The organism is Variovorax paradoxus (genome assembly GCF_030811855.1).
Lineage (GTDB): Bacteria > Pseudomonadota > Gammaproteobacteria > Burkholderiales > Burkholderiaceae_C > Variovorax > Variovorax paradoxus_L.
The window spans coordinates 102848-125904 of the sequence record NZ_JAUSRN010000001.1; the positions used below are offsets into that span (position 1 = coordinate 102848).

Sequence of the window (23057 nt, forward strand, 5' to 3'; positions counted from 1 at the left end):
AAACCGCTTTGTGACTGAATACGATTCGGTCACCGACCACAGTTGCAGCAGTCAAGCGGCGCTAGGGCGGAATCGGAGGAAGCCGCCGATGAACTCGTCCTCGATCTGTGCGTACTCGACGATGTATGTGCCGCGCGGAAGCTGGATGCTGATGTACTCGTCGTCTCGCAGACCGCTGGAGGCGTCAGCTGCAGCGTTCATGAGCAAATGCTCTGAATGATTGTTGACCCAGCGAAGCGGATCACCCCAGTGGGCAGCGTTGAGTTGTTCTGCGCTCGGCGACCAACTTCCGCAGGCGACGATTCCTTGTTTCGGACTCCACGCGAGTTCGTCCCACTCGGCGTAAAGAACTAGCGCAGTGAAGCCGCCAACTTCGATCAAGCCTCGCCCAGGCCACGCCTGTGCGCATGCGCGGTCGTAGTCAGTCTTTGGTCTAACTTTGTCAAAGTCTCGGTAGCTGTTCGTGTCGGGATCGATGCACCCTCGCCACAATGGCACCGCGGCTGCCGGTATCAAAACAGGCGGCGCGCCAGAGAAGTCCAGCCAAGGCGACGTAGAAGGGTCCATGGAGCCGATCTTGGCGACGGGTCGGGTGCCTCTTCTCGACCAGCATGGGATCGAGTCCACGCTCGTCGAAGAGGAGTGCCAGCAACTGGTCGAAGGCCCGCGGTACGTGCAGGAAGCCAGGCACCCAGCCACTCCCGCAAGCGCTCGCGCGTGGCAACACTGCCAAAGCTATCAGCGGCACGCCGCAGACGGGTCGAATCAAACGACGGCAGCTTGCTGCGCGCCTGGCGCAAGACCGCATCGCGGTCCTCTGCCAATTCGGCTAGGTTGTTCAGCAGGTCGACATACAGAAACTCGGGCGTCAGCTTCTTCGGGAAACGCGGCTTCATACGGAAATCGAACTGCCGGTTGCCAAGCCGGAAGACACCGTGGCGTTTGTGGTTGTAGACCAGCGTGCGGTTGTAGAGCTGGGTCGTACCCAGGCCAACGGCGTTATAGGCCGATGGGGAGAACACGAGGAAGTCCTTGTTGCGCAGGAAACCGCCCACCACTTGTTCATCGGCAGGCGGGAGCGGGCCAAAGCTGGAGTGCTTCGGTGCGTGGTACAGCCCCTGGGCGAGCTTCTTCAGCTTGCCGGCGGCCACCAGTTCGCGCAGGTGCCTATCCACCGCGGTCGACAGGCGTGCGAGATCCTCCCGCCGATAGACGTGGCCGGCTTTCAGCTCATCTGCAAGGGGCGCAGCGGCACCTCGCTGAGACCCAGTAGGACGCACAACAGCGGCAGGCATGTCAAATTTCTCATTGAGATTTCATGCAATTTACCGCCTTCTGGCGGACACGTGCTACCCCGCCCGCCGGTCCGGTTGCTCGCGGGCGATGAGCCCGGGAAAGACAGCGGATCTTCATGCTCGAATCCATTCAACGCCTTTGGCAATCTGATACCAAGGCATAGACCGAGTCGGTCCGCTCCGCAGGCGCCAAGTCCCTTTCCAGGATGACGTCACGCTCAAGGCGGCATATCTCCATCGTTCTGGCATCAATGTAGAGCGGGACACGGTTGACCGAGTCTTGCAAGACCGCCCGAACCGAAAGCTTGGAAGACTGGTCGTCCTGACTGCAAACGCTCCGCAGTCTCGATGGACCCGCCGGCTCTTCTGAGCCCCCGGATATCCTCAGGATCTTCTCGCATCGATCTCTCGCTGACTGCGTCGGCAAAACTGCAAGTCCAACCTGCAGAACGGGGAGCCCCTCAACGTCGATGACCTGCAAGAAGGAGGGTGACTTCGCCGCGTCGGCCCTAGGACGCACCGGCGGGTTGGATACGCAACCGGACAGTCCCGAGAGAACCATGGGCGCAAGCACGCGCCAGCAGAACATCTTGCTCCGGCTGAGCGCGAACCGGCCATGGCGATCAGGTTTAGAGATGTTTGATTCTGGTGCTGTCATGGGGGCCTGTCTATCTTCGAACTCGATATGTAGCATGCGCATTCCCTTGCTCATTGCCGCAAGGCCCCAAGCATTTAATTCTGCTGCTCGGCTCAACGTTCATCGTCTGAGCCGTCCCTCCTCTCCCAATGGCGAGAGGTCAGCCCCGTCCCGATCAAGCAGACGCGGTGCACCCGCCCCACCTTTTGGAGATCCCAAGTCTCCACAGATGCGCCGCGGCCGAACACGCGCCTAGCAGAAGTTCGGCATGCCGAACATCGACGAACTGAACGGCGGATAGACTCCAACTCGCAGGACCGCAGGGTTTCGCGAGGCGCCGACACAATTGGCCCATTCACCAGACCGCGAGACTCCACCGATCAGGCCGGTATGCAACTTCACTCGCGCAGCGTGAACACCACTGACAGGTACGACACCGGCCCACTCTGAATCGCCTCGATTCCATGCAGCGCGGTCGCCTCGAACAGCAACGAGTCCCCTGTCCTCACCTCCACAGTCCTCCCACCGTAGCGATAGCTAACCTCCCCGGACAGGAAGTACAGGAACTTGAGGCCCGGATGCTGGAAGGTCACATAGGGATCGGCGCCCGGTAGCAACGTGACCAGGTAGGGCTCTATGAACAAGTTGCCCGACAGCAGGTGGCCCAGCAGTTCGTAGCGGTAGTCTGAAACTGCGCCGACGCGATCGACAACAACGCCCTGCCCTGCGCGCACATGGCAAAAGTCCGTACGACGAGCCTGGTCCCCAAAAAAGCGCGATGTCGGCACGCCCAAACCATTCGCAAGGCGCTCCAGGGTCTCCACCGAAGGCGAGACCAGACCGCGCTCGATGCGCGAAAGCATCGAAGAAGAGATCCCCGACGACTTCGCGAGCTCGCCACCCGACATCTCAGCCGCCATACGAAGCGCCCTCACTTGCGCGCCAATGCGTACCGCGGACAGGCTGCGCACGACAGCCGCTGATTGTCGCGGCCGGACGCGTGTGACGGACGCCGGCAGCTTCGGCAATTGCCCGGTGGGAAATGGAGACGGCACCCGAACATTTCGCATGACCACAGACCTTTTGCAGAGCCAGCAGATCTGTCGATTGTGACGCAAACGCGGCTGACGTAAAAGCAGCTTTCTCGAAGACTTCCCCTGTGACTAGTCCTAGGAATTCTTCGAAGCAACCCAAAGCCTCGGCGCGGGAAGTGCTCGCTTTGAATTTGATCCGCCAACGCGGCGCAAAGGGATGGTCTCAGGAGGCTTTGGCGTTCGAAGCGGGACTGCATCGGACATTCGTCGCCCACGTTGAACGTCAGGCTCGCAACATTTCACTCGACAATCTCGAGCGTCTCGCATTGGCATTAGATCTCAGGCCGTATCAGCTTCTCGAAGAATAGCGCCGCCGATTCAGTGACTCGAAGCCTCTAGCGCCCTCCAGCGCCCCCCATGCAGACCTCTCCTGAGTCTGTCAAAGAGACCGGAGAACGCGTTACGAATGTGGACAGCTGCCAGCACGCTGCGGCGGCTGTCCGAGTGCCGAGTGCGACCGCTTGGCGTTGTGGACCTCTTCTATGAACCGGGGCGACCCGTTCGGTTTCGCGCATGCGATGCCATTCATTTGATGACGCTCCTCTGGCTCAGGGATTCAAGTTGGCCATCGCCCATCTCGAGCAATTCACGCAGCACTTCGGCGGTGTGCTCCCCCAGGTGCGGCGGGTGGTGGCGCACGCCAGAGCGCGCGCCGTCGATGATGTAGGGCGGCGCGTGAACGGCCTGCGGCCCCGCTTGTGCGTCTTCGAACCGGTGCCAGACCTGTGTCTGCGCCGTACGGTCGGACTGCAGCGCTTCATAGAGGCCGAGTACCTCCCCGCAGGGAATGCCTGACCGCGGTGACCACGCATCCGCAAACCCAGCCCTGCCTGCAAGCCCCTCGAACTCCAGAAGGTCGCCGAGCGGGCGATGCCCGCAGTCAGATGGGGGATGTCGCTGGAGCTGGAGGCAGGAAGAATCCGATCAGATTAACTCCTTAAAAGGCGCTTCATCAAGAGCGTCGGGTAATCTTGCCGATGGCCCGCAACGGCATAAACGAAAGTGTCGTCGCCGACACGCCGGTAGACCAGCTTGTGGTGCGAGGTAAAGACGTTCCGATATTCAAGGATGCCAACGGAAGCAAGTTCCTGGACAGACGCCCCTGTCAGAAAACCTGTCTCAACCAGCGCCAGTTTCTCGAAAATCTCGTCCTCAGCCTTGAGCCAGTCGGATTCGCTCCACTCGTCGAGCATGTACTCCTGAAGCGAGAGCAAGTCCTCCTGGGCATCCGGAAGAATGAAGATGGCCATTACTTGCGGCGCTGGCGAGCTGCGGCCAGTTGCGCACGGGACTCGGCAATGGGAATACCTTTGCCCTGTTTGCGCTCTTTCTCACCCAAGGCCACGATTTTCAAAGCGGCGATCAGTGATTCTTTCTCCTGAAACTGTTTGACGCTTTCGATCACCATGCTGGCCTCGCCATTCTGAGTGATGAAGAAAGGCGCGCCGTTCATCTCCAAGTCTTCCGAAATTTGAGCGGCATGGCTTTTCAGGTAAGAGATGGACCTGATGTTGGAGATGGATGGCATGGCGACCTTCGAGTACGTATGGGTCTAAATTTAGCACCGAATTTAGTCAGCCGCAAGGCCCCACGGCTGCCAAGCCACCAGCTACACCGGCTGGCTTTGATGTCTCAATGGATGGTATGGGCGCCTTGCTGAATTCCACCGATCTCTGACCCGAGTGGGGTGCGGGTAAAAACTTGGCTGGTTTTATGCCGAAGTCCAAGGCTCACCCGGTATTCGACAGGTCTGAGAGAGCCAAGAGAGATCTTGATCCGCTTCTCGTTGTACCAGCGGATGTATGAGTCCACCGCATCAATGCTTGCTCAATGATGGTGGCGTTCTTCCAGTCCTGAGGATAGAACAGCTCGTTCTTCAGCTGACGAAGAAGCCTTCGCAAGCGGCGTTGTCAGATGAGCATGCCTTGCAAGACATCGAGCCTTCGCGCGTGCGCGACGCGGACTGTATCGCGCGCTGTTGAACACCAGTGGAAGCCGCGAGTTGAAGCGCCTGTTTCCGTCCATCCAGATGCCCATCGTCTACGCACAACATCGCCCTTCGACCTTGCAGAAGGTTCGCATGCGCGATTACCAAGCCATGTGCGATGCCGTGCTTCGCGGTGACGCGCAGGCGGCGGATGAAGCGGGGATGGCTCACGTTCAGAACGTGCGCTCAGCCATCATCCATCGACTTTCCAGCGGCGCCAATTAAACTAAAATCTGAAATCCCTTGCAGCCTCGACCGCCCTGCGGTTCGCGTCGCGCGCATGTCGGGGGCGGCTCTGACCGGAGGCATCGAATCGGTGGAGATCGACGGCGTGCAGGTCCCGGTGTTCAACACAGCGAAGACGGTGGCCGACTGCTTCAAGTACCGCAACAAGATCGGCCTGGACGTGGCCCTGGAAGCGCTGCGCGATGGTTGGTCGCAACGCAAGCTGTCAATGGATGCGCTCTGGAGCTACGCCACCGTGGACCGCGTCGCCAATGTCATGCGACCCTATCTGGAAAGTGTCACGGCATGAGCGGCAATCTCGCGGGCCTCTGCCACGTTTGATCGAAGGAAACTGGCGATCCCCGCCACCATCCCTTCGGGCTTGAGCGATGCATTCGTGCAGGATGCTGCGAAGCAAAGACATTCCAACGTCGAGCTCACCTCGCCGTTTCGCGCCCCAGGAACATTGCCGTCGATCGGCAGTTCGGCGCCTGCCATCAATGTTCGGCACGCCGAACATTGATGGAGTTAGCCAGAACGCTCCGCGGAGCAAGTTCGCGCGCGGAAACTGTGGCGCATGCGGCGGTGATGCCACAGGGACAACCAGGAGGCAGCCCGGTGAAATCCCGATGTGCCCGGACGGCGTGCCACGGGCGCGAGGCATGCGGCCTGCGCGAGCGCCATGCGTCATGCGTCATGCGTCATGCGTCATGCGTCATGCGTCATGCGATTGCGGCGGAACGGGTGTCGCGGGCGCCCGCGAGATTGGTGCGTTCAGCGCTAAAAATGAAGACGCCCCGTGGGCGAGCGGGCCCCCTTCACACGCATTAACGCCAGCGCGAAATTGACCGCAATGCAACGCGAAGGCCCGTTGGCGGCCCACAGCCGATGGATCTTCCGGCGCGTCCTCCGCTGGCAAAGTTGCTTGTCATGCAAGCGTTGCGCACACCTCGAAGCTCCCCGACGATTCCGCCCTCACAACAATTCGTCTCGGAGACAACGTCCATGCGCTTTCTCTCTTCGCTTCCAGGCTTTCATCGCTGGTCCTTCTACCTGGCGCTGTCGTCGTGCCTCTGGATCTCTGCGGCCAATGCCCAGGGCAGCTACCGCATCGCGACCGAGGGGTCCTACCCGCCTTGGAGCTTCAAGGATGCCCAGGGGACGCTGCAGGGCTGGGACGTCGACATCGCCAAAGCGCTGTGCGAGAAGATGAAGGCCAATTGCGAGATCGTCGCGCAGGATTGGGATGGCATCATCCCCGGCCTCGTCGCCCGCAAGTACGACATGATCGTCGCGAGCATGGCGATCACGCCGCAGCGCCGTGAGCGCGTCGCTTTCTCGGCCAAGTACAAGGACACCATCTCGCGCTTCGTGGCCCGCAAGGGCGCGCCTGCCGATGTCAGCCCGGCTGCGCTGAAGGGCAAGACCATCGGCGTCCAGCGCGGCTCGGTCCAGGCAGCCTACCTCGCCCAGAATTACAGGAGCGCGGACGTCAAGTTGTACGACACGCCCCAGGCCGCCGAACTCGACCTCGTCGCCGGTCGCGTGGAGTACATCCTCGGCAACATGGTGACCTACCATGTCGGCTTCCTGAAAACGCCCGAGGCCAGGGACTTCGCGTTCGCAGGTCCGGAACTCAAGGGCGGGATCCTCGGCGAGGGCAATGGCATCGCCGTGCGCAAGGACGACGGGCAGACCCTCGCGAGGATCAATGCAGCGCTGGAAGCGATCCGGGCCGACGGCACCTACGACCGCATCACGGCGAAGTACTTCCCGTTCAAGCTGATGTAGGCGCCGCCCCTCGATGGACACCCTCCATGGTTTTGGTGGCCAGTTGCTCCTGGGCGCCCTCGTGACGCTGCAGCTTGCGGCGGCCGCGCTGTTGCTCGGCACGCTGCTCGGCGCAGGCATCTGCGCCTTGCAGCTCTCGGGCCGACGCGCACTGCAGGCCCTGGGCAACGGCTATGCCGCCGTGGTTCGGGGCATTCCCGACCTGCTGATTGTCTTCGCCGTCTTCTTCGGGGGGTCGCTCACACTCGCCGCACTCACCGGCCGCTACGTCGAGATCGACACGTTCGTCGCAGGCGTTGTCGCGCTCGCGCTCTCGTTCGGCGCCTACGCCGCCGAGATCGCGCGAGGCGCCCTGCAGTCGGTTCCGAGGACCCAGCGAGAGGCCGCCGGGACCCTCGGCATGTCGCGCCTCCAGACCCTGTGGACCGTCGTGCTGCCGCAGGCCGCGCGTCTCGCGCTCGCACCATTCGGCAACCAGTCCATCGTCCTGCTCAAGCAGACATCGATCGTCTCCATCGTCGGCTGTGACGAGCTCATGCGAAAAGCGGCAGAGGCGTCCGGCGCGACGCGGGAGCCGTTCACGATGTATCTCGCCACCGCCTGCATCTACCTGGCGCTGACCGGCTTGGCCACGCTCTGCCTCGAGTGGGCCGAGCGTCGCGCCGCACGCCCGTTGGCCGGCTGATCCCATGTTCGACATCACTCTTTTATGGTCCGCCATCCCAGCGCTGCTCGAGGGCGCGTGGCTCACGCTCAAGCTCACCGGCTGGGTCATCCTCCTCGGCACGACACTGTCGATCCCTGTCGCCCTTTGCCGGAACGCGCACCTGCGCGGGCTGCGCGCGGCGGCCCATGCCTACGTGCTCTTCTTTCGCGGCACGCCGGCGCTCGTCCAGCTCTTCCTTCTCTACTACGGGGCGGGCCAGTTCGACGCGATCCGCCACTCCGTCCTGTGGCCCCTGCTGCGCGATCCGTTCTGGTGCGTGGTGATCGCATTGGGACTGAACTCGGCCGCCTACACCGGCAAGACGCTGGGGGCCGCTCTGGCCGCCATCCCGCGAGGCACCCGCGAGGCCGCCCGCGTGCTCGGGCTCGGTCGTGCACCGGCTTTCTGGTTGATCGACCTGCCGCTCGCAGCACGCGCCGCCCTCCCGGCCCTCGGCAACGAAGTCGTGCTCACCTGCAAGGCGACGGCGCTGGCCAGCACCGTCACCTTGCTCGAGCTCACCGGCAGCGCCAGACTCCTCACCTCCGAAACCTACGCACCCTACGAGATCTTCCTCGCCGCGGGCCTCGTCTATCTCGCCATCAACTACGCCCTGATGCGCGGCATGCGCACACTCGAAGCCTCGCTGAACCGTTCCCACTGAACCGAGCACTCCACCATGAAATTCATCACCCTGGGCCCGGCAGGCAGCAACCACGAATACGTGACCCGCCGCTACCTTGACTTCCACGGCCTTCGCGACCGCGCGATCCTGGACCTCGTACCTGATTTCGACCGGGGCGCCGACGCCGTGCTGCAGGGCGACGCCGATTTCATGGTCCAGTGCGCGGTCCATCCGGCCGCCATGTCGACCGTGGCGAAGTGCTTCGTCGGACTGCATCTGATCGACACCTTCATCTCGCCGAGCCAGGACCTCGCCATCCTCCAGCGCAACGACGCAGTGCAACCCACGTCGCTCGCGCTCATGCTCCCGACCTTGCCGTACCTCGACCGCAACCGGTGGCCGCAGATCGAATTCGTGGAAACCGTTGCCGAGGTCACCCAGGGGGTGATCGATGGCAAGTACGCGATCGGTCTGGGCTATGCCTCGGCCGCGGAACGACACCCGGAGCACCTGCACGTGAGGCAGTTCATCGGCACGGTCGACGATGCCTGGATGGTCTACGGACGCGTCCGCGTGAGCAAAGGGGAACTGAGCGCGTGGCGCGACAGCCCTGCCGCGCAGCTTTACGGTCAGGCGGACTGAGCATGGACATGGCCATCTCCTCTGTCGCCACCCAGGTGGTCTCGGTTGCCGGACTGTCCAAGCATTTCCAGGCACATCAGGTGCTCAGCGATGTGCATCTGAGCGTCGCTGCCGGCGAGCGCGTCGTGGTGTGCGGCCCCTCGGGTTCGGGAAAATCGACCCTCGCGCGGTGCATCAGCGGACTCGAGAGCTACGGAAGCGGGACCGTGACGGTCAACGGCATCGCGATCTCGCCGCGGATGCGGCACACCGAACTGATCCAGGCCAACGTCGGCATGGTGTTCCAGCAATTCAACCTGTTTCCCCACCTCACCGTACTCGAGAACTGCACCCTGGCGCAGCGATGGGTGCGTCGCCGCTCCAGGGATGAAGCCCGGCTGACCGCGCTCGAATACCTCGCCAAGGTCCGGCTCGCCGAAAAGGCATCGGCCTATCCGGCCCAACTCTCGGGCGGGCAACAACAGCGCGTTGCCATCGCGCGGGCGCTGTGCCTGAACCCCTCGCTCATGCTGTTCGACGAAGCCACTTCCGCCTTGGACCCTGAGATGGTCAAGGAAGTGCTCGAGACCATGATCCTGCTGGCGCAGGACGGCATGACGATGATCTGCATCACCCACGAGATGGGCTTCGCGCGGGCCGTGGCAGACAAGGTCGTGTTCATGGACGAGGGGCGGATCGTGCAGGCCGCGCCACCCGACGAGTTCTTCGGCAGCAACGCAGACCCGCGGGTCCGCAGGTTCCTCAGCAAGGTCTTCTGACCAGGAGCTCACCGGAGAGGATCTGGCCCCTCGGCACAGACGCGTGCCAGGCCGCGGTCCAGCGCGATCGCGAACAAAGGCGACAGCCCATGCGCGTCGGCATGCCGCGCGGTCGCATCCGCCAGCCGCTCGCGGCAATCCGCCCGCTCGCGCCGCGGCCGGATCGCGATGAGCTGGTCGATGAACTGCGTCCGAAGTCGATCAAGCGCGGGGCGTAGCTCGCTTCTCAGGTCCGCGCGCGGTTCGATCGGTGCCTGCCCCTCCCGCCGCCAGTGGGCCATCAGCGCGAACTGGACAAGCTTGCTCGCTTCGATCTGGTCGGCGAAGAACGCGGTCGCCAGCTCCTCTGGCAGTCCGCGGCCACTCGCCTCGCGCGACGCGGCCGCAATGACCTCCTGTTCGCGCGGATCGCCGGGTGGATCCGCGACCGGCTGGTGGGTATCCCATTTGGTCAGCGCCACCTGTCTTGAAAGATCGAGCCGCGCCGCGCTCAATGCCACAAGGCTCGAGAAGCCCTGGGACCGATCGGGCCCGCCCGCATCCGACGCACAGGCGAGCGAGGCCATGGCAATGGCGATCGCGCCGCCCGCGCGAAGACGATGGATCAGAACGCGCAGGTGCATGGGAACCTCCGGAAGTCGAGCGACGCGACCCGTGCTGCCAGCAACTGGATCGGCACCAGCCAAAGCCTAGCGCCGGGACGATCGCTCGCCACCTGCCAACATGCACAGTTGCGCGCGAGCCGGCGTTCGCGTGCAACTCTGCGCAACGCGAAGCGGCAAGCATTCAAGATGCATCCGCCATCTGCGGCGATCCTGCCCTCAGTGCGGCACAAGGCCTTTGCACTCAATGCTGCTGCCAGGCCTTGCACATCCTTGACCGGACTGAGCTTCGGACGCTGGCGACGCCAGCTGCACTTGCTGCTGGCGCTTTGAGAATTGTCCGTGGAGCGACCGTCCAGCAAGATCCTGAGCGTTCATGGCAACGCCGCCGTCGTATTCACGCATGGCGATGTCTCTCCCCCGGTTGCCTCGAGGCGCGATCGCCGCACATAGGCCACTTACGCAGAAAGAGCGTTTCCCTTGAAGGCCGTCTCCAGACCGGGAGGGGTCTTGGATGTGCAATCTCACTCGCGCAGCGTGAACACCACCGACAGGTAGGACACCGGCCCACTCTGAATCGCCTCGATCCCATGCAGCGCGGTCGCCCCGAACAACAGCGAGTCCCCTGCCCTCACCGCAACCGACTTGGCGCCATAGCGGTAGCTGACCTCCCCGGATAGGAAGTACAGGAATTTGAGACCTGGATGTTGGAAGGTCACGTAGGGATCGGCACTTGGTAACAGCGTGACCAGGTAGGGCTCGACGAACAGGTTGCCCGACAGCAGGTGGCCTGAGAACGCACGCCGCCGAGATCGCCGACGCGTGGCTGGCCGACGTTCGACAGGCGATCGAACTGATCCTCAACGGCGAGATCGCGGTGTATTGAGACCCGGGGCCTCCGGCACGCCTGGCTTGATACGTATCAAGGCTCCAGCGAAGAAAGACCGGTACGCTGGACGAGCTTCACTCATCGGAAGGACAGGAAATGAGCACGCTTGTCGGCGCGGCCCTGGCGACCGTCGATCCGGTATGTGGCATGCCCGTCGACGGGGGGAATGCCGCAGCTCGGTTGCGGCATGGGGGCAAGGACTACCTGTTCTGTTCTGCCCACTGCCTGGAGAAGTTCAAGGCTGATCCCGCCAAATACGGAGCCGCGCCGCTTGCCGCCGGCCCGGCGTCTCCGACCACCGCAGGCGTCCATCCTGGCCATGCCGACCGCGGCACGCCGATGCACACCGCGCTTCGCCGCGGTGCGCAGGGTCAGGCGAAGGACCCGATCTGCGGCATGCTGGTCGACAAGGCGACGGCGCTGCGCACAGAGCGCGGCGGCCGCAGCTACTACTTCTGCAGCGTTGGCTGCCAGCGTACATTCGAGTCGCCGCAGCAGGAACTGAAGTCGATGCGCACGCGCGTCGCCGTTGCCCTCACCGGCGTGCTGGCGCTGGCGATCATGCGCGCCGGTGCCTTCATCGCGCTGGCCACCGGCGCGACGATCATCACCTGGGTTCCCATCCCCGCCCTGCCCTGGTTCACCTGGGGCATGTGGCTGTTTCTGCTGGTCACGCCGGTGCAATTCATCGGCGGCTGGAGCTTCTACAAGGGCTCGTGGAATGCCTTGCGCAACCGCTCGATCAACATGGATCTTCTGATTGCGCTGGGCACGACCGTAGCCTACCTGTACAGCGTCGCGGTGCTCTTCTTCCCGTCGGTCCTGCCGGTGAAGGTCGAAGAGCGCGACGTGTACTTCGAGGTCTCGGCGGTCATCATCGCCTTTGTTCTGCTCGGCAAGTACATGGAGGAGATCATCAAGAAGCACTCCTCCGCGGCCGTTCGCAAGTTGCTCGACCTGAAGCCTGCCACTGCCCAGGTGGTGCGTGACGGCGTTGAGATGGAGGTGCCCGCCGAGAGCGTGATGGTGGGCGAGACGGTCGTCGTGCGGCCGGGTCAGCGCATCGCCACCGACGGGGTGGTGCAGGAAGGCGCTTCGGCAGTCGACGAATCGATGCTGACCGGTGAATCGATGCCCGTGGAAAAGCAGGTGGGCGCCAAGGTGATCGGAGGGACGTTGAACCGCACCGGCGCGTTCCGCTTCCAGGCCACGCGCGTGGGCGCCGAAACTGCGCTGGCACAGATCATCAAGATGGTGGAGGATGCCCAGACCAGCAGTGCGCCGATCCAGCGCATCGCCGACCAGGTGACCCGCTATTTCGTGCCCGCCATTGTCGGCACGGCCTTCCTGGCCTTTGCGGGATGGTGGATCGCGGGCAACTTCCCGCAAGGTCTGCTGGCCTTCATCGCAGTGCTCATCATCGCCTGCCCATGCGCGCTTGGCATCGCCACACCCGCTGCGCTGATGGTTGGCGTCGGGCGTGGCGCTCAGGCCGGCATTCTGATCCGCGGCGGCGAGATTCTCGAGAAAGCGCAGAAGCTCGACACCGTCGTCTTCGACAAGACCGGCACCCTCACACGCGGCGAACCGAACATCACCGATATCCTGGCGCAAGCCGGCGCGTCCAGGGAACAGGCCTTGCGCCTGGCAGCAGGCCTGGAAGCCGGGTCGGAACACCCACTGGCCGAGGCGATCGTGCGCGGCGCGCAGGAAGCCGGCGTGGTGCCAGCTCCCGTTGAGGGCTTTGACTCCATCCCCGGGCATGGCGTGCGAGGACGCATCGATGGCGACGTGGTACTGCTGGGCAATCGCCGGCTGATGCTGCGTGAGGGGGTGAACATCGCCCAGGTGCAGGCAGACATGGAGCGCCTAGAGGGCGACGGCAAGACCGCCATGCTGCTGGCCAGTCGCGGACGCCTTGTGGCGGTGATCGCGGTCGCCGACACGGTGAAGCCGGAAGCGAAGGAGGCCATCGCGGCATTGCGGGCCGAGGGAGTGCAAGTGATCATGCTGACCGGCGACAACCAGCGCACGGCCTCCGCCATCGGACGCCTGCTCGGCATCGACCGCGTCATCGCTGACGTACTGCCCTCCGACAAGGCCAAGGCGATCAAGGAACTGCAGGCCGCCGGCAAGATCGTCGCGATGGTCGGCGATGGGGTCAATGACGCGCCCGCCCTCGCCACCGCCGACATCGGCATCGCCATCGGCTCCGGCTCCGACGTCGCCAAGGAAACCGGCGGCATCATCCTGGTCCGCAGCGATGTACGTGAGGTCGTTGCCGGCATCAGGCTGTCGCGGGCGACCATGCGCACGATCAAGCAGAACCTGTTTTGGGCCTTCGTCTACAACGGCATCGGCGTACCGATTGCGGCGCTCGGATTCCTCAACCCGATCCTCGCCGCGGCGGCGATGGCGCTGTCGTCCCTGTCGGTCATCGTCAACTCGGCCCTGCTCAAGCGCGTCAAGCTCGACCAGGGGTGAAAGGACCGCACCATCATGTACCCCATCTTAGAGACGCGTTTCGCCAATCGCTGGCTCTGACTGTGTCCGATCCTGGCTCTCGTGCTCGCCGTGGTCGTGTTGATGTTGTTCGGGTTCACGTTCTGGGCAGCGCTGTTGGCCGCTGTCCTGCAGGTCTGCCCTGCCCTGATCCTGTGGGGCGTGATCGAAGTCATGCTCGATGAGCGCCGCCAGCGAGCGACCCGTAAGAAGAACTCAAGGGGCTGAAGGCAACATGGACAAGAAGCAGATCTCGACCGCGTTGTCGCCGGCTTGGAGAAGAAGAACCGTGGACGAGTTGCTGCGATCGCAGCGGGTCGCCGAAGGTCGAGCTGTCGCCGGTTGCGGTTGCCTGAACGCCATCTGCTGTCCCGAGAAAATTTTGGGACGAGACGGGCGCCCTGTGCTGCGGCTAAAAGCATCGCTACTTCCATACGAACAACCTATGGATCAATCGTAATAGTCCGACGACGGCCGTCATTGACGACCTCACTGGCTGGCCCCTAGGATGGCATTGACTGCGTCTATGTCGAAGGCGTAAGGATTCGAGGGGACGGTCGATCCATTCCTTCTTCTTGGCATACGCTGGACGTCGAGAATCGACCAGGGCTACGCCCACCGGGATCCGCCGTCGGCAAATTGTGCGACAACAGCTTCGCCGACGCCGCATCCTCAGGCAGCGCCTCACTCCTCCGCTCAGCAGTCTCCATTAATGACGCTGCTGTGAGAGACCTACGGCAGTGCCCAACGACTTCATCCTGGCCTGATGCACGGCCTGAGATCTCCTCACTGATGGAGGCCGTTGGTAACAGCAGTGCGGCGGAAGTGCCCCGGCCAGGGGCAGAAATCAGTGAAAGCGTTCCGCATGATTGCGCAACAAACCCTGCGACGGCAGGCAATCCCATGCCCGACATCGATGAATGCGTTTTGGTGGTGAAAAACGGTCTCTTCGCCATGCTCAGGACATCAGCAGTCATCCCAGAGCCGTTGTCGATGACGCTCAGTATTGTTCCTTCGGACGATTCACCTCGGTCCGGTGCGGCACGCAAGATCAGACGGCCTCCCTCAGGCATAGCGCGAACAGAGTTCGACACGAGTTGAATGAGGGCGTCGCGCAACGCATCCGCGTCTATAGTCCAAGGGAGGCATTCGCGATCAACCTCGATCACTACGTTGATCTTCACGTCAACCGTGTGTCGCAGGCGGTCAGCAAAGTCACACAGAAACGGCAGCACTTGGACACGTTCAGGTTTCAGATCTTGGCGGCCGGCAAAAGAAAGCAATTCTGCAGCGAGCATGTCGCCGCGGCGGGCCATGGCAGGGACCGAACTTCGGAGGAAGTCACCTTGGGCATCTTCAATGCCTGCACGCTCCTGCCGGACACTCGCAAGAATTTCGCCGATCGCCGCAGCTGCGCCGGTAGCGACATCGCAGGAAAAGTCGTGGGCCTTCACGCCGGCTCCAAAAGTGCTAGAGGACCATTGTGTGCTTCTTTCTAGCTACCCCAATCCCTTGATGAAGAAATGGCTCTAACCTCGAGACCCCGCTCGGCGTGTTCGAACACACTACCGCCAATCCCGACTTCCGCGCCGAAGGCACCCGCAACAAGTTCGGCATCCGCGGATACGGGACGAAGGGCATGCGCGTGTTCGACCTGGGATGGCAGCAGGCCCTGCGGCTCTGGGACCAGGGCGGCGTCAGTACGATGCGATTGCAGATGCATGCCACCGATCCCGACCTGCTGGAGCCGCGGCTCGGCAGCGTGCAGTCGAAGGGCTGCATCCGCATCCCGGCCAGCCTGAACCGGCTGCTCGACCGCTTCGGCGTGCTCGACGCCGACTACCTCGCGGCCGCGGCGCAGGGCTCGCCAATGTGGGTGCTGCCAGCCGACCAGACCCCCGTGGAGGGCGCGGGGCGGTACCTGATCGTCGTGGACTCGGGGCGCACCGATCGGCCCGCCTGGTCGCCCGCGCCCGGATCGCGCGGCACGGGCGCCACGACCGGCGGCAGGTGACCGCCGGACGGCGGCTTCGCTGCGAGTCAGGTCTTCGCACGCCTGCGCCCTCGCCAGCCAATCCGCCGCTTGGGCGTTTCTCGCAGGCCGCAGCCTGCTTGGTCACAGCATCGCGACTCGCCGGTCAGCAATGCGTTGCCCAGCGCCATGTAGATGCTGCCGCAGGCCGAGCAGCAGGAACATCCGTTCGGACGCCCACCTTGCGCGCCAACCACAACACATTGCGCAGCCGCGAGACCGTCACTTCATTCGGACCAACCTGCGCCTGACGATGTTGCGCCCACCATCCGCCAGATCGCAGGGCGACGCCACGAACGACTCACAGCCACTCGTCCCCTTCTCTTCCGTCTCAAGGGGAGCGACTCGCACTACTTGACCAGTACGACCGGTTGCCGGGCCGTCGCCAGCACGCGCTGGGCTACTGAGCCCACCAGAAGATCGACGATGGCGCTTCGTCCTTTCGAGCCCAGGACGATCAGGTCGAACTTCCCCTCGCTGGCGAACTTGACAATCTCTTGCGCGACGTGCCCCGTACGAATCACCGATCTGTGCTCGATAACCGTCGTCGTGAGAAATTTCATGGCGGCCTTAAGCTCCGCTTTACTGCGCTCGTGCAGGAACGCAACCACGTCCTCGGAGCCAAGGATCGAATTCGCGAACCGCAGGTTGGTGTTGTCGTGCACGCTGATAAGGGTGATCGAATGAGCGGCCGGGCGCAGCCATCCGATCAGCTTGGCCGCGTACTTGACGGCCCTCAGGGCGTACTTCGAGCCATCGGTTGCCACAAGGATCTTCATTCGGATCTTCCTTCCTGTATGCAGAGGCCCAGCTTGAACGCGTTCAGCCCGTTCACGCCTGGGGATGGGCCGCCTGCTCCTGCTCGAGAAGGCGCTTTCGCTCATCGACCCACCACGCGGGGGTATCCTGCCGCAGCAACTCGGTCGTCGACGAGAGCGGATGAAAGCCATGCGCGACGCATTCCGTGGTCCGGCCGTCTTTGCATTTCATCTCCGCGGAGGCACCGAGCCAATCCGGCGACAGGGGATGCAGGGCGAAAGGGTTGTGGATCAGCACCGTGCCCTCGTTCCACTGCTCACGCTGTGCGCCCCGCTGGCCCACCTCGTAGGCGAAGCTCGCCAGCTTTGAAGTGTCCCCGTCTTCTGAAAGGCAAGCTCCATGACGCAGCATCCTTGCCGCATTGGCTCCGTGCTCTTCCTGCCCCAGCCGATTGAACTTCGTGATCGTGGCATCGTTGCAGAATAGGACGCCAGAAACATGCTCGGCCTCTTGATGACCGAAAAATCCGTCCGGGAACAGATCGCCGAGTTCCTTCGACCGACCGAGTCCTCCGAAGAGGAAATGCAAGAGCGCGGATGGAGCGCCATGAGCCCGCCCGTGATCGAAATCCTGAATGGCAAGAACGAAGGGAAGGCCGTCCGCATGAGGCACACGCCACCGCCTCTGATGCAGACTTTGAAAAAGAATTCCGCCCAGTCCGTGCAATTGCGGCTTGGATGCAACCCACTGTGGCGACGCGACCTGGGGTTCGACCCCGATGACCGGTGTTCCGACAGTGAAAGCATCGACAGCCGCCGCGACATTGGCCTTTGTTAATAGAAGCGCGGGGACATCGTGCCTGTAGTCGACCCGATGGCCGGCGGCCTTGAAGAGCGCAAGAAGGAAGAGCTCGAAGAGGGCGCTGTCGAAATTCCTCCCCTGTAGATACTGGAAGTAGTCCGGCCGCATGTGTCGAATTTCCGTGCTGTGCAATTTGCTCACCAGCCCGCGCGCAGGCTCGAACTCGGCCCGATCCCGGAGCAAGCAGAACCGCGGATGCAACTGTGCTTCGGGTCGTACAGTCTGCTTGAACAGGTCGCGCACGGCATCTGCCGTGACGCAACCAGTGTCGGGATATCTTTTTGAGTCGGGAACCATGGATTTCCTAGACCATTCACCTGGCGGGGACGTGCTTGCCGTCACTCTAAGCGGCAGAAAGGGGCGGTCGGTTGCGGCAGATCAAGGCGCAACTCGGCAGTCTTCAATCAGCCTTGCGCAGCCGGACGCGTGACATATCGCGCCATCGCCCGCAGCACCATGCCACCCCCCGTTTTTGTTCAGCGTTAACGCGAGTGACCCCAAAGCCGCCACGCCGCCCAGCAACCCGGCAGCGCGACCCACAGGGCCCAGTGCGGCGGCAGGGTCGCCAGGCCGAACCATGCGCCGATGCCCGGCACTCCGGTCAGCAGGACCCAGACCCCGCAGACGCCCATCAGCAACCCATAGAACACCGCATTGGCGTGCCGGCGCGCGAAGCCCGCCCTTCGGAACCACATCAGCAGCAACAGATTGCCGAGCACGATCGCGCCCAGGTTCGCCAGCCGCAGCACCTCCGTCGAAGCACCGCGCTCCCGGCAAACCCACTGCACCAGTGCCACGCCGGCAAACGCAAGCCCGCCGAGCGCAAGCGCACGGGCGGCCGAGCCCAGCGAAAACAGGGTGTCGTCCTTGCGGCGCGGCGGCACGTCCATGCTGTCGTCCGGCGCGGGTTCGGCCTCGAAAACCAGCGAACAGGCCGGATCGATGAGCAGTTCGAGGAGCACCACGTGCAGCGGCAGCAGCAGCACCGGGCCGCCCAGCACGACAGGAATCAGCGCCACACCGACGATGGGCACATGCACCGCAAAAAGATAGCTCAGGGCCTTGCGCAGATTGGTGAAGATGCGCCGGCCGGCGCGCACGGCATCGACCAGCGAGGCGAAGTTGTCGTCCGTCAGGACCAGCGAAGCGGCCTCGCGCGCAACGTCCGTGCCGCGCTGGCCCATCGCGACCCCGATGTCGGCCGCTTTGAGCGCAGGCGCGTCGTTGACGCCGTCGCCCGTCATCGCGACGACCTCGCCGCACTGCTGCAAGGCCCGCACGATGCGCAGCTTCTGCGCCGGATCGACCCGCGCGTAGACCTGCACCTCGCGCACGCGGGCCTGCAGCGCGTCGTCGTCCAAGCCGGCAAGCGCTGCACCAGTCATCACATGCACCGGGCCGCCGTCCACCAAGCCGGCCTGCCGCGCAATCGATTGGGCCGTAAGGGCGGCATCGCCGGTGATCATGACCACGCGCACCCCCGCACGACGGCACGCCTGCACGGCAGCGGGCACTTCGTCGCGCAAGGGGTCCATGAAGCCGAGCAGGCCCAGCGGCGCGAGCTGAAGTCCCACGGGCAGCGCGGCGTCATCGCCGGGGACGAAAGCGTGGCCCTCGGCCACCGCGAGCACGCGCAGGCCGGCAGCGCTCCAGCGGTCGGCCGCCTCGCGCAGCCGCTGCGCGAGGGCGGGATCGGCGCCGCAAAGCCCGAGCACGGCTTCCGCCGCGCCCTTGACCGCCACGACCTGGCCGGTTACTCCGGGTGCGTGCCACCAGTGCACGACGTAGGGCATGCCGTCGCGGATCCCTCTGCGAACGCCCGGCAGCCAGGCCGGATCCGGGCGCAGCCCCGCGGACTCTGCGGCTGCGCGCACGGCGCGGTCCATCGGTTCGACGCCGTCCGCGTTGCTGGCACGGACCGCGGCCTGCAACAGGCGATGAAAACGCTGCGCCGCAGGCTCGCCCGCTTCGCGCAATTCGCATTCACCGGCACCGTCGTGCAGGGCCGCCAGGGCCATGCGGTTCCGTGTCAGCGTGCCGGTCTTGTCCACGCACAGCACGCTGATCGTGCCGAGGGCCTCGATGGCCTGGGGCTGGCGGGTGAGCACGTTCGACTTGGCCAGGCGCCAGCCACCGAGCGCCAGCATCACGCTCCAGACGACGGCGAACTCCTCGGGGATCAGCGCCATGGCCAGCGTCAGTCCGACCAGCAGGCCCTGGGTCCACGAGCCTTCCCGCAACGCGAACAAGGCGGCCGCGGCCAGGCAGGTGAAGGCCGCGAGCCAGGCGACCCGCCGCACCAGTTGCCGCAGCTCGTCCTGCAGCCGGCTGGCACGCGGCGCAAGCTGCGCGATAGACCGATGGATGGCGCCGAGCGCGGTGTGGGTGCCCGTGCCGGTCACCTCGGCAACGCCATCGCCGCGCACCACAAGGCTGCCCGCGAGGAGCGCGTCCGCCCGTTCGTCGCTTTCACCGACACCGGGATGCTTGCCGACCGGCATCGACTCGCCGGTGACCAAGGATTCATCGACCTGCAGCCCGACGGCTTCGATCACTCGGGCGTCGGCGGACAGGCGATCGCCTTCGTTCACCAGCAGGCAGTCGCCGCGCACCAGTTCGCGGCTCGCAATCCGGACCGGACGTCCCTGCCGCACGACGGTGCAGCGCGGACTGGACAGGTCCTTCAGCGTTTCCAGGACCCGCTCGGTGCGTTGCTCCTGATAGATCGACAGCCCGCCCACCAGCAGCACCGAGACCGCGAGCATGCCGGCATCGCCCAGGTCGCCGAGGACGGCATAGAACGCCGCAGTGGCCAGCAGCAGCACGAACATCGGCTGCGTCAGCGCGCCCCAGGCGATGCGGACCAGGCCCTTGCGGGATGCGGAGGGCAGGACATTCGCACCGTCCCGGATCAGGCGGTGTGCGGCTTCGGCGTCGGTCAGGCCATGGGGCGGTTTTTCGCGCACGAACGTCTTCCTTCGGTTGCTTGGGGCCAGGCTCGGAACCGAGCACGCAACGGCCTTGACCTGAGTCAAAGGTGCCAATGCGGCTTCAATGCGCCATCATGACCGGCACGGTCATCTGCGCAAGGATTTGTTGCGTGACGCCGCCCAGCACCCGTTCGCGAAGCCGCGAATGGCCGTAGCCGCCCATCACGAGCAGGTCGGCATCTAGCTGCGAAACGCGCGACAGCAGTGCGTCCGCGATGTCGATCTCCGTGACCCCCCGCTCAGACCTCGCCTGAATGCCCTGCCGAAGCAGGAACTGGATCATCTGCGGAACGAGAAGCCGCTGTTCGTCGCCCTCGCCGCCCGAACGCCGAAACGAGAGCAGCGTCACGCGCGACGCCCGCCGCAGCGCCGGCAAAGCCACGTGGAGGGCGACGGTGGACTCCCGCGAACCGTCCCAGGCGACGACGACATTCTTCGCGGGTCCGCTGAAGTTCCCGGCGCAAGGCACGATCAGCAGCGGGCGCCCGGCTTCCATCAGCACCTGCTGCACCAGGCCGCGAACGGTGGTGTCTTTCGCATCCGGTTCGTCGTCCTGGCCGAGCACCAGGAGATCGCTGGCGCGCCCGTGCCGGACCACGGCATCGATCGTTGCGCCATCGACGAGGCGAGCCTCGTAGGACAGTGGGCCCGATTCATGGATGTCTTTCCTGAATTCCCGGCTGACGGCCTCTGCGCGCAGGCGCAGGTGGGTGGCCGCATCGGCGATGTAGTCGGTCATGCCGGTGGCGATGGCATCAGCCGGAATTACGCCTTCCCAGAGGCCGGTGGGCACCAGTCCGACCAGATGGCTTTCATGGGCCCTCGCCCACTGGGCCGCCAGGGCCGCGCGCGCCGCGCAGCGGTCGGAGCGGTCCAGGTGAACGACGATGGTTCTGAAGTTCATGGGGCGGCCTGCTCGTGATTCCGGGGCGCGATATTCCCGGCCCTAGCCGTCCAGCGGCGCGCCGCCGCCGAAACGGCAAATCCATTGGTCCATGAGCTCCCGCTGGACGTTGCCAATGGAGCGCTGCCACGCCGCCATCATCTCCCACTGGCCGCACTGTGCCTGCATCAGGCTCCTGCCCAGGAGCATCTGCCAGCTCATCAGGGATTGAAGGTAGCCGTTGCCCGAGGGCTCCGGGGTTGTCGAGAAAGCATCGCTGCGCATGGAGGTCTCCTGAAGGTGTGAGCCCATCCTAGGAACACGCAGGCAAGGCCGCTTGAGGAATATCAACAATCCACCTCGGACCCGCCCGCGAGAAAGATGCCGGCGCGGAAACTAGGCCTCGATGATCACCTTGAGCGCATGCGTCTCGGCGGCGCGCCCGAAGGTGTCGTAGGCATCCAGGACCTGGTCCAGCGTGAAACGATGGGTGATCAGCTGGCCCGGGTCCACCTTGTGGGACTGCACCGTCTTCAGCAGCATCGGCGTCGAGACCGTGTCGACCAGCCGCGTGGTGATCGCGATGTTCTGCGACCACAGGCGTTCCAGGTGGAGTTCGGCCGGGTGCCCGTGGACGCCGATGTTCGCGATGGTGCCGCCGGGCGCCACGATGTCCTGGCACAGCACGAAGGTGGCCGGTATGCCGACCGCCTCGATCGACACGTCGACGCCGCGGCCGCCGGTCAGCGCGAGCACCGCCTCGGCCGCCTTGCCGTCGGCACTGTTGATGGTGTGCGTCGCGCCGAAGCGGCGCGCGACCTCGAGCCGCCCGTCGTCCAGGTCGATCAGGATGATCTGCGCCGGCGAATAGAACCGGGCCGTGAGCAGCGTGGCCAGACCGATCGGCCCGGCACCCACGATGGCCACCGTACTGCCGGGCGCAACCTTGCCGTTGAGCACACCGCACTCGAAACCGGTCGGCAGGATGTCGCTGAGCATCACCAGAGCCTCCTCGTCCGCACCCGGTGGAATGGGATAGAGGCTGGTGTCCGCATGCGGAATGCGCACGTATTCGGCCTGCGTGCCGTCGATAGTGTTGCCCAAGATCCAGCCGCCGCTCACGCAGTGCGAATACATGCCGCGGCGGCAGTACTCGCACTTGCCGCACGACGAGATGCACGAGATCAGCACATGGTCGCCCGGGCGAAAGGCCGTCACGCCGGCGCCGACGGCCTCGATGACGCCCACCCCTTCGTGCCCCAGGATGCGCCCGGGCGTGCACGTCGGCACATCGCCCTTGAGGATGTGCAGGTCGGTGCCGCAGATGGTCGTCTTAAGAATTTTCACGACGGCATCGCCGGCTGCCTGGATCTCCGGCTTGGGGCGGTCTTCGAGGGACTTGAGGCCGGGGCCTTGATATACGAGTGCTTTCATGGCCTCAAGATATGCGACATCGCTGCCCGTCTTCTTGAGATAGCGCAAGGCATGAACGGCGGCCCGCCCTAGCATTTCAGCCACGGAGCGCATTTTCGGAAACCTTCATCCGAGGAGCAGCATGAGACATTCCCAGAAACATCGAGGCAGAACGATCGTCGTTCAGGCACAGCGCGAGCGCGGCCGCGGTTATGCCTGGGCCTACCGGGTCGAAGAGCTGCCCGCCCTTGCCGGCCACGGAATCACCTGGGAAGACCAGGACGCTCAGCAAGGCGCGCTGTGCCAGGCCATGCGCGCAGCCAGAAGCGCGATTGACCAGGCGGAACGCGCCGGTTCGGCGTAGGA

The 23057-nt window shown here is 64.2% G+C and carries 24 protein-coding genes and 4 pseudogenes; 12 read left to right on the plus strand and 16 right to left on the minus strand.

Translation table 11 applies throughout. The features are described from left to right. Positions 1–51: 51 nt before the first annotated feature. The 3 genes from J2X92_RS00545 to J2X92_RS00555 all read right to left on the minus strand — a co-directional run bounded on the left by J2X92_RS00545 (position 52) and on the right by J2X92_RS00555 (position 2903). The gene (locus tag J2X92_RS00545; RefSeq protein ID WP_307572595.1) at positions 52–567 is read right to left on the minus strand and encodes an Imm21 family immunity protein; all 516 of its coding nucleotides are present in this window, start codon (positions 565–567) and stop codon (positions 52–54) included. Continuing rightward, entirely contained in the window at positions 513–1295 is a 783-nt protein-coding gene (locus J2X92_RS00550; protein ID WP_307572597.1) for a hypothetical protein, read from the minus strand. Before J2X92_RS00550 ends, J2X92_RS00545 begins: the two co-directional genes overlap by 55 nt. A gap of 1035 nt (positions 1296–2330) precedes the next feature. Further along, on the minus strand, positions 2331–2903 hold the full coding sequence (locus J2X92_RS00555; protein WP_307572598.1) for a helix-turn-helix domain-containing protein: 573 nt from the start codon (positions 2901–2903) through the stop codon (positions 2331–2333). Positions 2904–3142: 239 nt separating this feature from the next. Here J2X92_RS00555 and J2X92_RS00560 point away from each other — a divergent pair, with 239 nt between their 5' ends. Then, entirely contained in the window at positions 3143–3334 is a 192-nt protein-coding gene (locus J2X92_RS00560) for a helix-turn-helix domain-containing protein (RefSeq protein ID WP_307572599.1), read from the plus strand. 217 nt (positions 3335–3551) lie between these two features. On the opposite strand, the gene J2X92_RS29530 is transcribed toward J2X92_RS00560, so the two are convergent. The 4 genes and pseudogenes from J2X92_RS29530 to J2X92_RS00580 form a co-directional block, all read right to left on the minus strand. After that, positions 3552–3878: a CoA transferase gene (locus tag J2X92_RS29530; RefSeq protein WP_370878412.1), complete on the minus strand. Its 327-nt coding sequence runs from the start codon at positions 3876–3878 to the stop codon at positions 3552–3554. A gap of 77 nt (positions 3879–3955) precedes the next feature. Next, positions 3956–4276, minus strand: a complete 321-nt coding sequence (locus J2X92_RS00570; RefSeq protein WP_307572603.1) for a type II toxin-antitoxin system RelE/ParE family toxin — start codon at positions 4274–4276, stop codon at positions 3956–3958. After that, positions 4276–4554 carry a type II toxin-antitoxin system Phd/YefM family antitoxin gene (locus tag J2X92_RS00575; protein ID WP_307572604.1) on the minus strand — a complete coding sequence of 93 codons (279 nt, stop codon included), beginning with the start codon at positions 4552–4554 and terminating at the stop codon, positions 4276–4278. The genes J2X92_RS00570 and J2X92_RS00575 overlap by 1 nt, the downstream gene beginning before the upstream one ends. 191 nt (positions 4555–4745) lie before the next feature. After that, a pseudogene (locus J2X92_RS00580) lies at positions 4746–4965 on the minus strand (IS3 family transposase); the annotation flags it as partial. A gap of 39 nt (positions 4966–5004) precedes the next feature. Here J2X92_RS00580 and J2X92_RS00585 point away from each other — a divergent pair. The 7 genes and pseudogenes from J2X92_RS00585 (at position 5005) to J2X92_RS00615 (ending at position 9760) form a co-directional block, all read left to right on the plus strand. Beyond that, positions 5005–5238 (plus strand): hypothetical protein, encoded by a 234-nt coding sequence (locus J2X92_RS00585; RefSeq protein ID WP_307572605.1) that lies wholly within the window; start codon positions 5005–5007, stop codon positions 5236–5238. Positions 5239–5263: 25 nt separating this feature from the next. Then, a pseudogene (locus J2X92_RS00590) lies at positions 5264–5548 on the plus strand (type IV toxin-antitoxin system AbiEi family antitoxin domain-containing protein); the annotation flags it as partial. Between the two features lie 695 nt (positions 5549–6243). Continuing rightward, complete coding sequence (locus tag J2X92_RS00595) at positions 6244–7029, plus strand: ABC transporter substrate-binding protein (protein WP_307572606.1); 786 nt, start codon at positions 6244–6246, stop codon at positions 7027–7029. A 13-nt stretch (positions 7030–7042) separates the two neighbouring features. Further along, positions 7043–7714 carry an ABC transporter permease subunit gene (locus J2X92_RS00600; protein WP_307572607.1) on the plus strand — a complete coding sequence of 224 codons (672 nt, stop codon included), beginning with the start codon at positions 7043–7045 and terminating at the stop codon, positions 7712–7714. Between the two features lie 4 nt (positions 7715–7718). Continuing rightward, positions 7719–8399, plus strand: a complete 681-nt coding sequence (locus J2X92_RS00605; protein WP_307572609.1) for an ABC transporter permease — start codon at positions 7719–7721, stop codon at positions 8397–8399. Between the two features lie 15 nt (positions 8400–8414). After that, entirely contained in the window at positions 8415–9002 is a 588-nt protein-coding gene (locus tag J2X92_RS00610; RefSeq protein WP_307572611.1) for a hypothetical protein, read from the plus strand. A gap of 2 nt (positions 9003–9004) precedes the next feature. Then, a complete protein-coding gene (locus tag J2X92_RS00615; protein ID WP_307572613.1) occupies positions 9005–9760 on the plus strand; it encodes an amino acid ABC transporter ATP-binding protein in 756 nt (251 codons plus the stop codon). Between the two features lie 8 nt (positions 9761–9768). Here the strand turns inward: J2X92_RS00615 and J2X92_RS00620 are convergent, their stop codons facing one another. Next, positions 9769–10383 carry a chorismate mutase gene (locus tag J2X92_RS00620; protein WP_307572615.1) on the minus strand — a complete coding sequence of 205 codons (615 nt, stop codon included), beginning with the start codon at positions 10381–10383 and terminating at the stop codon, positions 9769–9771. Between the two features lie 503 nt (positions 10384–10886). After that, positions 10887–11153 (minus strand): annotated as a pseudogene (locus J2X92_RS00625) (cupin domain-containing protein); the annotation flags it as partial. A 194-nt stretch (positions 11154–11347) separates the two neighbouring features. Here J2X92_RS00625 and J2X92_RS00630 point away from each other — a divergent pair. Both J2X92_RS00630 and J2X92_RS00635 read left to right on the plus strand, forming a co-directional pair. Then, the gene (locus J2X92_RS00630) at positions 11348–13735 is read left to right on the plus strand and encodes a heavy metal translocating P-type ATPase (protein ID WP_307572616.1); all 2388 of its coding nucleotides are present in this window, start codon (positions 11348–11350) and stop codon (positions 13733–13735) included. Positions 13736–13816: 81 nt separating this feature from the next. Continuing rightward, complete coding sequence (locus J2X92_RS00635) at positions 13817–13981, plus strand: hypothetical protein (RefSeq protein ID WP_307572618.1); 165 nt, start codon at positions 13817–13819, stop codon at positions 13979–13981. A gap of 296 nt (positions 13982–14277) precedes the next feature. Here the strand turns inward: J2X92_RS00635 and J2X92_RS00640 are convergent, their stop codons facing one another. After that, entirely contained in the window at positions 14278–15207 is a 930-nt protein-coding gene (locus tag J2X92_RS00640; RefSeq protein ID WP_307572619.1) for an ATP-binding protein, read from the minus strand. Between the two features lie 83 nt (positions 15208–15290). Here J2X92_RS00640 and J2X92_RS00645 point away from each other — a divergent pair. Further along, positions 15291–15767 (plus strand): annotated as a pseudogene (locus J2X92_RS00645) (murein L,D-transpeptidase); the annotation flags it as partial. Between the two features lie 368 nt (positions 15768–16135). Here J2X92_RS00645 and J2X92_RS00650 read toward each other — a convergent pair. From J2X92_RS00650 to J2X92_RS00675, 6 genes are all read right to left on the minus strand, one after another. Further along, entirely contained in the window at positions 16136–16564 is a 429-nt protein-coding gene (locus tag J2X92_RS00650; RefSeq protein WP_307572621.1) for a universal stress protein, read from the minus strand. A gap of 52 nt (positions 16565–16616) precedes the next feature. After that, on the minus strand, positions 16617–17648 hold the full coding sequence (locus J2X92_RS00655) for a hypothetical protein (protein ID WP_307572623.1): 1032 nt from the start codon (positions 17646–17648) through the stop codon (positions 16617–16619). 239 nt (positions 17649–17887) lie between these two features. After that, positions 17888–20371, minus strand: coding sequence for a cation-translocating P-type ATPase (locus J2X92_RS00660; protein WP_307572624.1), 2484 nt, complete (start codon positions 20369–20371; stop codon positions 17888–17890). Positions 20372–20456: 85 nt separating this feature from the next. After that, complete coding sequence (locus tag J2X92_RS00665) at positions 20457–21299, minus strand: universal stress protein (protein WP_307572625.1); 843 nt, start codon at positions 21297–21299, stop codon at positions 20457–20459. Positions 21300–21341: 42 nt separating this feature from the next. After that, on the minus strand, positions 21342–21563 hold the full coding sequence (locus tag J2X92_RS00670; protein ID WP_307572626.1) for a hypothetical protein: 222 nt from the start codon (positions 21561–21563) through the stop codon (positions 21342–21344). Between the two features lie 111 nt (positions 21564–21674). Further along, positions 21675–22712 carry a zinc-dependent alcohol dehydrogenase family protein gene (locus tag J2X92_RS00675; protein WP_307572628.1) on the minus strand — a complete coding sequence of 346 codons (1038 nt, stop codon included), beginning with the start codon at positions 22710–22712 and terminating at the stop codon, positions 21675–21677. A 121-nt stretch (positions 22713–22833) separates the two neighbouring features. Here J2X92_RS00675 and J2X92_RS00680 point away from each other — a divergent pair, with 121 nt between their 5' ends. Beyond that, the gene (locus tag J2X92_RS00680) at positions 22834–23055 is read left to right on the plus strand and encodes a hypothetical protein (protein ID WP_307572630.1); all 222 of its coding nucleotides are present in this window, start codon (positions 22834–22836) and stop codon (positions 23053–23055) included. Positions 23056–23057 lie beyond the last annotated feature (2 nt).